Origin of the sequence: Nitrosospira sp. NpAV (assembly GCF_000832065.1) — a bacterium.
Taxonomy (GTDB): Bacteria; Pseudomonadota; Gammaproteobacteria; order Burkholderiales; family Nitrosomonadaceae; genus Nitrosospira.
Genome location: NZ_JXQM01000003.1, coordinates 286,825 through 300,277, shown reverse-complemented (window position 1 = coordinate 300,277; position 13,453 = coordinate 286,825). Strand labels below are relative to the sequence as shown.

At 53.3% G+C, this 13,453-nt stretch carries 13 protein-coding genes; 4 read left to right on the top strand and 9 right to left on the bottom strand.

What is annotated here, in order from left to right; all coding sequences use genetic code 11:
* Positions 1–178: 178 nt before the first annotated feature.
* On the bottom strand, positions 179–511 hold the full coding sequence (locus tag SQ11_RS03790; protein ID WP_232297878.1) for a hypothetical protein: 333 nt from the start codon (positions 509–511) through the stop codon (positions 179–181).
* Between the two features lie 154 nt (positions 512–665).
* Between SQ11_RS03790 and SQ11_RS03785 the strand changes: the two genes are divergently transcribed.
* Together SQ11_RS03785 and SQ11_RS03780 are read left to right on the top strand one after the other, a co-directional pair.
* Positions 666–1,505, top strand: coding sequence for a Mut7-C RNAse domain-containing protein (locus SQ11_RS03785; RefSeq protein ID WP_232297877.1), 840 nt, complete (start codon positions 666–668; stop codon positions 1,503–1,505).
* Between the two features lie 45 nt (positions 1,506–1,550).
* Entirely contained in the window at positions 1,551–1,838 is a 288-nt protein-coding gene (locus tag SQ11_RS03780) for an encapsulin-associated ferritin-like protein (RefSeq protein WP_041512782.1), read from the top strand.
* Between the two features lie 65 nt (positions 1,839–1,903).
* Here the strand turns inward: SQ11_RS03780 and SQ11_RS03775 are convergent, their stop codons facing one another.
* Entirely contained in the window at positions 1,904–2,254 is a 351-nt protein-coding gene (locus tag SQ11_RS03775; RefSeq protein ID WP_041512781.1) for a SnoaL-like domain-containing protein, read from the bottom strand.
* A 272-nt stretch (positions 2,255–2,526) separates the two neighbouring features.
* Here SQ11_RS03775 and SQ11_RS03770 point away from each other — a divergent pair, with 272 nt between their 5' ends.
* Positions 2,527–2,790 (top strand): hypothetical protein, encoded by a 264-nt coding sequence (locus SQ11_RS03770; RefSeq protein WP_041512780.1) that lies wholly within the window; start codon positions 2,527–2,529, stop codon positions 2,788–2,790.
* A gap of 49 nt (positions 2,791–2,839) precedes the next feature.
* On the opposite strand, the gene SQ11_RS03765 is transcribed toward SQ11_RS03770, so the two are convergent.
* From SQ11_RS03765 to gyrA, 7 genes are all read right to left on the bottom strand, one after another.
* Complete coding sequence (locus SQ11_RS03765) at positions 2,840–3,730, bottom strand: prephenate dehydrogenase/arogenate dehydrogenase family protein (RefSeq protein ID WP_041512779.1); 891 nt, start codon at positions 3,728–3,730, stop codon at positions 2,840–2,842.
* A gap of 90 nt (positions 3,731–3,820) precedes the next feature.
* Positions 3,821–4,837, bottom strand: coding sequence for a 3-deoxy-7-phosphoheptulonate synthase (aroF, locus tag SQ11_RS03760; RefSeq protein ID WP_041512778.1), 1,017 nt, complete (start codon positions 4,835–4,837; stop codon positions 3,821–3,823).
* Positions 4,834–5,946, bottom strand: a complete 1,113-nt coding sequence (gene hisC / locus SQ11_RS03755) for a histidinol-phosphate transaminase (protein WP_041512777.1) — start codon at positions 5,944–5,946, stop codon at positions 4,834–4,836. Before hisC ends, aroF begins: the two co-directional genes overlap by 4 nt.
* A gap of 115 nt (positions 5,947–6,061) precedes the next feature.
* Positions 6,062–7,129 carry a prephenate dehydratase gene (gene pheA / locus SQ11_RS03750; protein ID WP_041512776.1) on the bottom strand — a complete coding sequence of 356 codons (1,068 nt, stop codon included), beginning with the start codon at positions 7,127–7,129 and terminating at the stop codon, positions 6,062–6,064.
* A gap of 128 nt (positions 7,130–7,257) precedes the next feature.
* Positions 7,258–8,457: a 3-phosphoglycerate dehydrogenase family protein gene (locus SQ11_RS03745; RefSeq protein ID WP_041512775.1), complete on the bottom strand. Its 1,200-nt coding sequence runs from the start codon at positions 8,455–8,457 to the stop codon at positions 7,258–7,260.
* Positions 8,450–9,544, bottom strand: coding sequence for a 3-phosphoserine/phosphohydroxythreonine transaminase (gene serC / locus SQ11_RS03740; RefSeq protein WP_041512774.1), 1,095 nt, complete (start codon positions 9,542–9,544; stop codon positions 8,450–8,452). The genes SQ11_RS03745 and serC overlap by 8 nt, the downstream gene beginning before the upstream one ends.
* 196 nt (positions 9,545–9,740) lie before the next feature.
* Positions 9,741–12,302: a DNA gyrase subunit A gene (gyrA, locus tag SQ11_RS03735; RefSeq protein ID WP_041512773.1), complete on the bottom strand. Its 2,562-nt coding sequence runs from the start codon at positions 12,300–12,302 to the stop codon at positions 9,741–9,743.
* Between the two features lie 323 nt (positions 12,303–12,625).
* Between gyrA and SQ11_RS03730 the strand changes: the two genes are divergently transcribed.
* Positions 12,626–13,297, top strand: coding sequence for an OmpA family protein (locus SQ11_RS03730; protein WP_041512772.1), 672 nt, complete (start codon positions 12,626–12,628; stop codon positions 13,295–13,297).
* Positions 13,298–13,453 lie beyond the last annotated feature (156 nt).

Sequence of the window (13,453 nt, the reverse complement as noted above, 5' to 3'; positions counted from 1 at the left end):
TATCCACCTCGGGATGCTGACGCCGGCGCTCATGCCGATAACGACGTCCTTCAGCGCACCTGGCGGATCATGAAACTTGGCAGCAGGGAGCGCAGCTCCTCATGCGTCCGTGCGCAAACCGGCATCGAGATCGATCCCGGCCGGGTGCTTGATACCCAGGTGAAGCGTATCCAGGCTGCTAGAAATTGATCTTGGAGCCGACTACCTCATATACTTTGCTGCTAAATTCGGTGGCGTCATGAACAACATTTCCTTCCGCTTCATCGTGAATCTTCCCTGTTTTGGAGACGATTGCTCCGATCTTATGTGCGTTTCTCCATAGGGCGCCACATATGGGATCGTTGAGGATATTTCTCTTTTGCGCGATATGCGTAGCCAGCCCACTGAGAAACTTATCGTCAGCTCCGGCATAATAGCCCCCCGCGGTGCATATCTTGTAATTCTTCTCGGCGGCTATACCGGGGCTTGAAAAAGCAGCGAAAAACATAAGCGAAAACCATTTTATTCTCATGAGGATTCCTTCTAGTGTTTTGAATAACCGGAGGGCAAAGACGGCTTTTCGATGGCCAACTCGATGCCCCTATTAGAGCTGATCCAAGAAGGATATAGTTCCAAAGTATCCCGTATATTTTCTAAATTACTGTGCATCCAGCGGCAAGAAGTTCATGCGGCTATTCGAAAAGGATGCCTGCGTTTCAGAAATAAGGCTTCTTGGACGGTTGCAGCATGCGCTTTTTGTCGAAAGATGCAATACTTTCCCAATGGTTACCGCCACATTTCGCTTCTATGAAGAACTGAACGATTTTCTGGCGCCTGAACGGCAAAGGCAGGAGTTTGCCTGCCCCTGTTCAGAGTCGGCGACAACCAAGCATATGATCGAGGCGCTCGGCGTGCCTCATACCGAGGTTGAATTGGTGCTGGTCAACGGCGAGTCCGTGGGCTTCGACCGGTTGTTGAACGACGGCGATCGTGTAGCCATCTTTCCCCGGTTCGAGATGCTTGATATTACCCCCTTGCTGCGTGTGCGCGATCAACCTATGCGGGTGACGCGCTTTGTTGCTGATGCGCACCTGGGCGGGCTGGCGCACCTGCTGCGCATGGCTGGTTTCGATACACTCTACGACAATAACTTTCAGGATAGCGAAATCGAGATCATCGTCGCGCGGGACGAGCGCATTTTACTCACGCGCGATCGGGAACTGCTCAAGCGCCGTTCAATAACACATGGCTGCTACGTACGCGCGTTGAGATCGACACAACAGCTCTACGAGATATTCGATCGGCTGGATCTGGCGCGCAGCGCGCAGCCATTTACCTTGTGCCTGACTTGCAACGCACCGTTGCGCGCTGTCGCCAAAGCGGAAGTGCTGACGCGGCTTCCGCCCGCCGTGCGCGATCGTTTCGATCACTTCAGCACCTGCGACATTTGCCAACGCGTATTCTGGGAAGGCTCGCACTGGCGGCGGATGCGTGCGCTGCTGGATGGGATTATGCTGTCAAGCTAGCATCCATCGTCACATAACTAATTACCCAACAAGAAGGAGCAAACCATGTCAAGTGTCGGTTACCATGAGCCCATTGAGGAATTGTCCAATGAAACAAGGGATATGCACCGAGCAATCGTCTCGTTGATGGAAGAGCTGGAGGCTGTGGATTGGTACAACCAGCGTGTGGACGCATGCAAAGATGAGGAACTCAAGGCAATTCTTGCTCACAATCGCGATGAGGAGAAGGAACACGCATCCATGGTGCTCGAGTGGATTCGACGCAAGGATTCAGTCTTTTCCACTCAACTGAAGAGCTTCCTGTTCACCGATAAACCCATTACTCATAAGTAGGCGTTGCTGGCCGAGTGTGCTTATGCGAGCTGGATGGCGATAGGTGACGAGCCATCCCTCGGTGCTCAATACATCGCGTAGAACCGGTCACTGATGATTTTTCCATCTTTCCAGTGCTGAACAGCGACCTGGTCGAACTTCTTGTGCCCGAAGTCCTTATGCTTATATTCATAATGCCACTCGGTCATTGTGACGTCATCACCCACAGCGGTGGCTTTGATCTCTGACTTAAGCCAGGCCTCAACTCCTTCAAAAAGATCCGACTCCCGGTCTTTGGCTTTCTGAAGGCCTGTCGCCACCACGTCATTCTTTTCGATCACTATGCAATCAGGATGATAGTACTTGTCCATGGATTCCAGGATCTCGCCCTTCAGAATCATATTGTTCAAGTCGTCCAGCTTCTCTTTCAAGGTCATTTTTTCCTCCATTCAGGTTGGATGGTCGTTTGATTGGATGAGCCGTCATGAACTAACCCAGCGTAGCAGACCGCTCATGATAGCAATAGTGGCTCCCGTGAAATTTATCTCCTTGTGCGCCGGATAATGGATGCCTCATGAGTCGTGGATGTACCAAAGTCCAATTGTTTTCGTTATCCAAATTGATACGATGCCAACATGAAGTTTCAATTTCCCCAAGATGTTTATATATAAATTCGCGCTGATATTCAAATCGCCATTTATTGTGAGCCATGAAAAAAAATACCGAAGCCCAACGACGCCATAAAGCTTATCTTCGTGCCAAAAACGCCCTGCGCGATCAGCATCAGGATGATTATACCTTGATGCTTGAACGCCACGCACAGCAGCTGGATACACTATGGGCGGACTATAACCTTGCTGTAAAGAAGCTGGCTGAAGCACATAACAAGGCCATTAAATCCAAGATTGTGCCGATGACCAAAGGGCGGGCATTAAACGTCGAGCCGGAAGAACAGGCCGTTTATTCAACCTGAATCCGGCGGTCGGCCGCTTATTTCTGTTAAGCGGTGGCCGGATTTGAGTTCAAGACTTGTTCTCCAGCCATCGCCGCCGTGCTTCACGCGCACTGGTAAAAATGCGTTCCACCGCCTCGCTATCATCGCGCGCCAGCATCTCACGCAAAGCTGCCAGCTCCTTCTGATAAGCATCGATTTGCCTGGATAGCGCTTCGCGATTGGCAAGGCATATGTCGCGCCACATTTCCGGGGAACTGCCGGCGATGCGGGTAAAATCGCGGAATCCGCTGCCGGCAAAACGCAGTGGATCGTCCGGATGCAGCGGTTCATCCGGATCATGCTCGGTGCTGAATGAGACATGGTTCATCAGCAGAAATGCCAGCACATGGGGAAGATGGCTCACGGCAGCGAGGATTTTATCGTGCTGGGCGGCGTTCATTTGCGAGACGTGTGCGCCGCAAGCCTGCCATAATTCCGTTACTTGTCTCACCGCGTCGGCGCTGGTTTCATCCAGTGGAGTCAGCACCACATTCTTGCCGCGGTACAAATCGGCATCGGCGGCGCCCGCTCCGCTCAGCTCGGCCCCCGCAATCGGGTGGGCGGGCACAAAATTTTTCAGATATCCGGCCAAATGAGAATATGCTGACCTGACGACATCCTGTTTGGTACTGCCGGCGTCGGTGACGATTGTGCCGGGTTCAAGATATGGGGAGATTTGCGCCATGATGCCGCCGAGCTGTCCAACCGGTGTGGCGAGCAGTATGACATCCGCGTGCTTCAACGCTGATGGAAGGTCATCGGCGATTTCGTCGATCGCGCCCCGCTCGAGGGCCCGCTGCATATTTTCCCGGCTGCGGCCTACGCCAACAATATGCTTAACTTTGCCCGCCTTGCGGAGCGCGAGCGCAAATGAGCCGCCGATCAGGCCCACGCCGATAATCACCAGTTTATTGATCATGACATTCAGCCGGCGTTCAAAGTGTCTGGGCTGGATTCCGGGTCAAGCCCGGAATGACGAAACTCATAGTAGTTTCCCGCCAAATATACGCTACAGGCTACGTCCAATGACGCCTGCTATTCCTTTCAGCGAGCCCATGAGAGATTCGAATTCCTGCGGATTCAATGCCTGGTCGGCGTCGCACCAGGCCTCGCACGGGTTGGGATGCATCTCCACCAGCAGGCCGTCGGCACCGGCCGCAATGGCCGCGCGCGCCAGCGCGGGAACCATCCAAGCTTTGCCCCCGGCATGGGAGGGATCGACGATAACCGGTAAATGGGTTTCTTTTTTCAGCACCGGAATGCACGTCACATCCAGTACGTTGCGATAGGCTGTTTCGAAGGTGCGGATGCCGCGCTCACAGAAAATGATATTGTGATTGCCGCCCGCGGCGATGTATTCCGCCGCCATCAGCCACTCGGAAATCGTCGCCGACATGCCGCGCTTGAGTATCACCGGCTTGTTGATGCGCCCCACTTCCTTCAGTAGTTCGAAATTCTGCATGCTGCGGGTGCCGATCTGGATCACGTCTACATCGTACTTGAGAAATGTGTCAAGCATGCGTGCATCCATCAGTTCGGTGACGATGCGCAGATTGTATTTATCCGCTGCGTTGCGGAACATTTTCAACCCTTCTTCGCCGCTACCCTGGAAGGTATATGGACTCGTACGGGGCTTGAAGGCGCCGCCACGCATCAGCCGGCAGCCGGCAGTATAGACATGCTCCGCCGCCAAATCCATCTGTTCCTGCGTTTCCACCGAGCAGGGGCCGCCGATAACCTGCACCTGATTGCCGCCAATCAGCACTCCACCCACATCTATTACCGAATCATGCTTGTGCGATTCGCGCGATACAATCTTGTACTGCTTGACAATATGCATGGAATATTCGACCCCGCTCAGGGAATCGAACATTTCCGGATCAAGCTTGCGCTCATCGCCGATTGCGCCAATCACGGTGCGTTCTGTGCCGCGCGAAACGTTCGCATCGAGACCGAAACTTCTAATTTTATTGACCACCGTATCGATTTGTTCGTCGGTGGCGCCACTGTTCATAATGATGATCAAGCTGATTCTCCGATTGCTATTTCAAGTGATTTCAAAAATTTCTGGTTTTCCGATTCGAGGCCGATGGTGACGCGAAGGTGCTCAGGCATTTCATAGATACCGATGGGGCGCACGATCACACCCTGCCTCAGGAGGCTTTCGTTTACCGCCTTGACATCGTTCTTGTTCAGGCGAAAGCTCAGGAAATTGCCGTAGGATGGAATATATTCAATGCCAAGTTGTCGCAGTCCGGTAGTGATTTGCAGCATTCCCGCCTGATTGAGCGCATAAGTGCGCTTCACAAATTCCACGTCCTCCAGCGCGGCGACCGCGCCCGCGAGAGCAATACTGTTTACGTTGAATGGCTGGCGTACACGATTCATCAAGCCGCTCACATCCGGGTGCGCCAGCCCGAAGCCAACGCGTATGCCTGCCATGCCATAAGCTTTGGAAAAAGTGCGGGTAATGAGTAGATTGGGGAAGCGTTTCAGCCATGCAATGCTATCAGCCTTGACAGTGGAGGGTAAATATTCGTTGTAAGCTTCATCCAGCACTACCAGTACGTCCGGGGATACCCGTTCCAGAAAACGCAAAAGCGCTGAGGCAGCCAGCAACGTACCCGTCGGATTATTAGGGTTGGCGATAAATACGATACGTGTCTCGGGCGTGACCGCATCCAGCATGGCGTCGAGGTCGTGGCCATACTTTTTGGCGCGAACCGCTATGCCCGTTGCGCCGACCGCCTGCGTCACCAGCGGATAGACTGCAAAGGCGTGTTGCGAATAGATCGCAGCCGCGCCTGGTTTCAGGAATACTCGCGCCGCCAGTTCCAGAACATCATTGGAGCCGTTACCCAGTACAATTTGCTCACTGGTCACGCCGTACCGTTTCGACAATGCCGCTTTCAACTCGAAACCGCTGCCATCCGGATAAAGCGCCATCTCATCCAGGGCCTTGATCATTGCCTCCAGGGCTAATGGACTTGTGCCCAGAGGATTTTCGTTAGATGCAAGCTTGATGATGGTGCGTTCGTCCATGCCCATCTCCCGCGCCAGTTCGGAAATTGGCTTGCCAGGTTGATAGGGGCTGATGGCGCGGATGTATTCAGGGGCAAGATCGCAGAGATTCATAAAGTTAGGTCCATGAATTACAAAGACACAGAAAAACGTGAGGAAAACGAAATATGGTGCGAGAGGGTTTTATCGGATTGCTGTCCGAATAAGAAACAATATTTGGAAAATGCGGTCACACCGCCGGGTAAGAACCGAGTATTTTCAAGAATGCGGCTCTCTCCCGCAATTCCTGCAATGCCTTCGCAATTTTTGAATCTTGCTGGTGGCCTTCGATATCCACAAAAAATACGTATTCCCATAGACTGGCGCGGGAAGGCCGGGATTCCAGGCGGCTCATGCTTACGCCATGCTCGGCCAGCGGAGCCAGCAATTCATGTATTGCGCCGGGACGATTCTTGGCCGACATGACCAGCGACGTTTTGTCCTTGCCGGAGGCGGCGACTTCCTGCGCGCCAATTACCAGAAAGCGTGTCGTGTTGTTGGGATCATCCTCGATATTTTCAGCACAGATGGTTAATCCAAATACTTCTCCGGCTTTTTTGCCGGCTACCGCTGCCGCGTTTTCATCTGCCGCGGCCAATCTTGCCGCGTCCGCATTGCTCGCCGCGTTGATCCGCGCTGCTTCCGGCAAATGGGGCAGATGGGCGTTAAGCCATTCATGACACTGAGAGAATGACTGGGGATGCGAGTAAATTTTTTCTACGCGCGCGAGATCGGTTTGCAGCGCGAGCAGATGCTGATGTATTGGCAGTTTTATCTCTCCGCACACTTTTAGCGGAGTATGCAGCAGCAGATCCAGTGACCTGCCAACCGCGCCCTCAGTGGAGTTTTCCACCGGTACAACTCCATAACCGGCCGCTCCCGCCTCCACCTTGCGGAATACGTCATCTATCGAGTTGCATGCCAAGGTCGTGACCGTGCTGCCGAAGCGTTTTAATGCGGCTTCTTCCGAAAAGGTTCCTTGAGGGCCAAGGTATGCAATAGTCATGGGCTCTTCCAGGGATCGGCACAGCGACATGATTTCGGTGAATAACCGTGCAATATGTTCGTTCGTCAGCGGTCCCGGATTCAATTCGCATAGCCGTGCCAATACCTGGGCCTCGCGCTCGGGGCGGTATGCCATGCCGTTCTTGATTTTCCCGATCTCGCGCGCAAGGCCGGCGCGCGCGCTCATCAATTTGAGCAGCTCGCTGTCAATCGCATCGATCTTGTCGCGCAGTTGTTTGAGTTGGCCGGTCATCAATCTATTTATTCGGCGAGGATCAAGTGATAGAAAAGGTCTCTGTGGATCGTGGTGCTAGTCGACAAGTGAACGACAAACAAGCGGTCAACGGCTGGATTCAGGTTCAAGGATGCGTTCTCATTCCGCTATTCAGCCAATATCGGCAGGTAGCGCACCATTAACACGCCGTGGATGGCCGCGATCTCATCTATTGTTTTTTGCGGCACCGGGCTATCCACATCAACCAGGGTATAGGCCATTTCCCCCCGCGATTTATTGCCCATATTGTGAATATTAAGACCCGCCTGGGCCATGCTGGTGGAAATCTGCCCGACCATGTTGGGTACGTTGGAATTGGCCACGGCCAGCCGGTAAGGAGATTCGCGCTCCATCGTGATATTGGGGAAGTTGACCGCGTTGGTGATGTTGCCGTTTTCCAGATAATCCATCGTTTGCTTCACCACCATTACCGCGCAATTCTCTTCCGCTTCCAAGGTCGAAGCGCCTAGATGCGGCAGCGTGATGACGGCCGGGTGACGCTGAAATCTTTCGCTGGGGAAGTCACAAACATAATATTTGATTCTGCCGGATTCGATTCCCATGAGAACCGCATTCTCGTCGATGATTCCGTCGCGTGAGAAATTGAGCAGAATCGCACCCTTCTTCATGCTTTGCACGACTTCCTGATTAATCAGGCCGCGTGTCGTATCCAGCAAAGGCACGTGCAAGGTTATGAAATCGCTGTGGCGCAGAAGGTCTTCGATGCTTTGGGCACGCTTGACTTCCGAAGACAGATTCCAGGCCGCATCCACGGTTATATTCGGATCGTAGCCCATCACTTTCATGCCGAGCCGAAGCGCCGCATCCGCAACCAGCCGTCCTATCGCGCCCAGGCCAATGATGCCCAGCGTGCGTCCCGGCAACTCGATTCCGGCGAATTGCTTTTTGCTGTCTTCCGCCAGCTTGTGCAGGGTGGCGTTGTCGCCCTGTAGACCCTCGGTAAAGTGAATCGCCGGGATCAGGTTACGCGACGCGATCAGCAAACCGGCCAGTACCAGTTCCTTCACGGCATTGGCGTTTGCGCCGGGTGCGTTGAATACCGGCACGCCCCGCAGATTCATGCTTTTCACAGGAACGTTATTCGTACCCGCGCCCGCCCGGCCTATTGCTTTTACACTGGCTGGAATATCCATTTGCAGCATGTTATGCGAACGTACCAGGATCGCATCCGGATCGGTTAAATCGTGGCCAACCACGTAGTGACTTGCGGCAAAATGCTTCAGGCCCAGCGGTGAAATCTGGTTAAGCGTCAGTATCTGGAAAACCTTATTGGCGCGTTCAGGCATGATGGCTTGCAAATTCCTTCATGAATTCCACCAGAACCGCCACACCTTCGAGCGGCATGGCGTTATATATCGAAGCGCGCATCCCCCCCACCGAGCGATGCCCCTTCAACTGGATCAGACCCCGTGACTTGGCCTGTTTCAGGAATGCCTCATCCAGCGCGGCATCCTTCAACGTAAAAGGTACGTTCATGCGCGAGCGATCGGATTTGGCTACGGGGCAATGATAGAAATCGGTAGTGTCGAGAAAGTCATACAGTAGTTTGGCCTTGGCGATGTTGATCTTCTCCATCGCTGGCAATCCACCTTTTTTCTTCAACCATTCCAGCACCAGGCCGGCGATATACATAGGGTAGGTGGGCGGCGTGTTATACATGGAGTCGTTATCAGCGTGGATTTTGTAGTCGAACATGGTCGGGGTTCCGGCCAGGGGTGAGCCTAGCAAGTCTTCGCGCACGATAACGACGGTGAGTCCCGCCGGGCCGAAATTCTTTTGCGCACCGGCATAAATCAATCCGAACTTGGTGATATCCAGCGGGCGCGACATGAAGGTGGAGGAAATATCCGCTACCAGCGGCACATCAGCGTTCAGATAGGCCAAGTCCGGAATCCAGTTGAATTCGACCCCGCCGATGGTTTCATTGGGTGTGTAATGCAGATAGGCGGCATCCGGATCGATATTCCATGTGTCCTGTGGCGGCACATACGTGAAGTTCGCATCTTCGGATGAGGCCGCGATATCAACAGTGCAGTATCGCTTCGCTTCCTTGATGGCTTTCTTGGACCATTCACCGGTATTGACATAGCTGGCGCCTTTTTTACCGCGCAGCAGATTCATTGGCACCATGGTGAACTGACTGGAAGCGCCGCCGGATAGAAAAAGAACCTTGTAATTGCCCGGGATGCCTATCAATTCCCGCAAATCAGCGTCGACTTTCGCGGCAATTGACATGAATTCCTTGCCGCGATGGCTCATTTCCATTACCGACATGCCGCTGCCATGCCAGTCGAGCATTTCGTCACGCGCCTGTTGCAGCACTTCCACCGGCAGTACCGCGGGGCCCGCGCTGAAGTTAAATATATGTTCCATGAATCCCTTTCCCTATCTCTACACCTGCAAGACGTTTCAATCTTGAGATCATCTTAATTCCGGATCGCACGGCAGCCTACTATCAGATCACTTGCCCCGCTCCGGGCGCGAGAAGAAATTTTAGCAGGTTATTTGGATAGGCAAGTATTACAGCGAAGCGCGCCGGCAGGCGATCATGAATCAAGGCTCGGCCGGATTAAAAGAGCGATCCGTTATCCTCATCGGTTTCTACCACTCTTTCCAGTCCGGCCAGTTTTTCTCCATCATCAAGGTTAATCAATGTCACCCCCTGGGTGGCGCGGCTCATTTCACGAACTTCCTTGACGCGTGTACGGATCAATACGCCGCCGGTGGTGATCAGCATAATTTCATCATCCTCTCTCACCAGCCTCGCCGCAACAACCTTGCCATTCCGCAGGCTGGTCTTGATTGCGATCATGCCCTGGCTGCCGCGGCCGTGGCGGGTATATTCACTTATGGGCGTGCGTTTGCCGTAGCCATTTTCCGTGGCGGTCAGGACAGCCAGCTCCTCACTTTCGGCAACCAGCAGGGAGATAACCTTTTGCCCCTTGCCCAGTTTCATCCCCCGTACGCCCCGCGCGCCGCGTCCCATTGCGCGGACATCATTTTCATCGAAACGTACCGCCTTTCCACCATCGGAAAACAGCATGACATCATGCTTGCCTTCAGTCAGCCCGACCCCGATCAGATAATCGTCCTCGTCCAGCCCAACCGCAATGATGCCGCTGGCGCGGGGACGGGAAAATTCCGACAAGGGCGTTTTCTTCACGGTGCCGAAGGAAGTAGCCATGAATATATAGCGGTTCTCGTCGAACTCCTTTACCGGAAGAATGGCGTTGATTTTCTCGCCTTCCTCCAATTGCACCAGATTGACGATGGGTTTGCCGCGTGAGGCGCGTCCGCCCTGTGGTACCGTGTAGACCTTGATCCAATACACACGTCCTCGACTGGAGAAGCATAGGATATAGTCGTGGGTGTTGGCAATGAACAAGTTGTCGATGAAGTCGTCTTCTTTGGTGCCGGTTGCCTGCTTCCCGCGCCCTCCGCGTTTTTGCGCGCGGTAATCATCGAGCGGCTGCGACTTGATGTAGCCGCTATGCGATAGTGTCACCACCACATCCGCCGATGCGATCAGGTCTTCCATACTCAAATCCTGGGTATTGGTGACGATTTCGCTGCGGCGTTTGTCGCCAAACTGCTGCTTCATGGCGGCAAGTTCATCGGTGATGATGGTCGTGATACGTTCGGGCTTGGAGAGGATGTCGAGGAAATCGGCGATCTTGTCCATTACATCCTTGTATTCACTGACGATCTTGTCCTGCTCCAGTCCGGTCAGCCGCTGGAGGCGCAGCTCCAGTATGGCTTGCGCTTGAGCATCGGAGAGGCGATAGCCATTTCCGGACAAGCCGAATTCAGCCGCCAGGCCGTCGGGACGGAATGCCTTCGTATCAACCGAAGCACGGGCAAGCATTTCCTCCACCAGTCTGGAACGCCAGAGTTTCGACATCAATGCTTCTTTCGCCACCGCGGGAGTAAGCGCAGCCTTGATCAGGGCGATCACCTCATCCACGTTGGAAAGCGCCACCGCCAAGCCTTCCAGCAAATGGCCGCGCTCGCGCGCCTTCTTCAATTCAAATACCGTGCGCCTCGTCACCACTTCGCGGCGATGGCGCAAGAATGCATCCAGCATCTGCTTCAAATTCAGCAGCCTGGGTTGTCCATCCAGCAGGGCCACCATGTTCATGCCAAAGGTGTCCTGCATCTGTGTTTCTTTATACAGATTATTCAGCACTACTTCAGGCACTTCTCCGCGGCGGAGTTCGATTACCACGCGCATGCCGGATTTATCCGATTCGTCACGCAGATCGGAAATGCCTTCGATTTTCTTGTCGCGTACCAGTTCACCGATACGGATCAGCAAATTAGCCTTGTTTACCTGATACGGCAATTCATCGATGACGATGCTCTGGCGGCTGCCTTTTTCCATATCCTCGAAGTGAGTGCGCGCACGCATCACGACCCGGCCGCGTCCGGTCTGGTAACCCTCTTTGACGCCGGCGACGCCGTAGATAATGCCGGCGGTGGGAAAATCCGGTGCCGGGATGATCTCGATCAGTTCCTCGATGGTGGTACCCGGGTTTCTCAGCAGCGCGAGGCAGGCTTCCACCACTTCATTCAGATTATGCGGTGGAATGTTGGTCGCCATGCCTACGGCAATGCCGGAGGAGCCGTTAATGAGCAGGTTGGGGATTTTCGCGGGCAGAATCAGCGGTTCTTTTTCCGATCCGTCGTAATTCGGACCAAAATCCACCGTTTCCTTGTCGAGGTCAGCCAATAGCTCATGGGCGATGCGCGACATGCGGATTTCGGTATAGCGCATGGCCGCCGCGTTATCGCCATCCACCGATCCGAAATTGCCTTGCCCGTCCACCAGCATGTAACGCAAGGAAAAGTTCTGCGCCATGCGCACGATCGTGTCATATACGGCGGTATCGCCATGAGGGTGGTACTTGCCGATCACATCCCCGACGATACGTGCGGATTTCTTGTACGGGCGGTTCCAGTCATTGGAGAGTTCATGCATGGCGAATAGCACCCGCCGGTGCACAGGCTTCAAGCCATCGCGCACGTCCGGTAATGCACGCCCCACAATCACGCTCATGGCGTAATCAAGATAGGAGCGGCGCATCTCCTCTTCGAGGCTAATCGGCAGGGTTTCTTTCGCGAATTGATCCATTGTTATATTTCTCTATCAGAGACAATAAGTTACGATACGAATTCTGCCTCAGATACCAATACATAAAAACCGTTGATTTTAGCATGCCAGTCGTATTGAAGTCACTGGGGCATTCGAGTATTCATGCCGTCTGCAACAACATGATTTGACAAGGACAGATATATGACTAGATAATTGAACCGAGAATGTGCAATAATGTGCCATTGTCAAATAATGGCTTCGTTTGTATTTGCCTGAAATCAGGGATGGGCTCTGCTAGTATTTGCATGAATTAGGGATGATTTGATTTTGAATTGAAGTTTTTCTGAAAAAGGGGCGATAGCATGAAAAATATAGTAGCGAAAAAACTCTTGCTTGGAGCAGTTGTTCTGCCAGTGCTGTTTTCGGGAACCGCCATGGCGCAAGAGCAACCTGAAGCTTACGCAAGTGATGGCCGTGGTTCAGTGGCCAGAGATTCTTCCGGCGACTGTTGGCGCTCGGGCTATTGGACGCCTGCCATGGCGATATACGAATGCGATCCTGATCTGTTTCCAGAACCCGAGAAAAAAGCTGAAGCGCCTGCTCCTGTGGCTCCCGCGCCCGCTCCCGCTGCTGTAACGGAACCTGAGAAAGTGTCTTTGTCCGCTGATGAACTATTCGATTTCAATAAGGCCGTCCTGAAACCCGGGGGCAAGCAAGCTCTGGATGACCTCGTAAGCAAACTTGGGGGTATCAAATACGACACGATCGTTGCTATTGGTTATGCTGATCGTATTGGCTCCGATGACTACAACAAGAAACTCTCGCTGCGTCGCGCTGAAGCTGTCAAGGCATACCTGGTGAAAGAAAAAGGTATTCCCGCCGACAAAATCTTTACTGATGGCAAAGGCGAAGCCAATCCGGTAACCGGCGATACATGCAAGGGTACCAAGGCAACCAAAGCATTGATTGAATGCCTGCAACCTGACCGTCGCGTTGAAGTTGAAGTCGCTGGTACGCGGGAAACAGTGCAATAATCAAAAGATTCAAGCGTAAAAAATTAAAACCCTGCCGTCGTGCAGGGTTTTTTTTTGGTACGCTTGCTGGTCTGGATATCTCAATGAAGGCAGTACAAACTGGACTGCAATGCTATTAACCAAACGCCATTATTCATGCCGCTTACAATGGTTCTC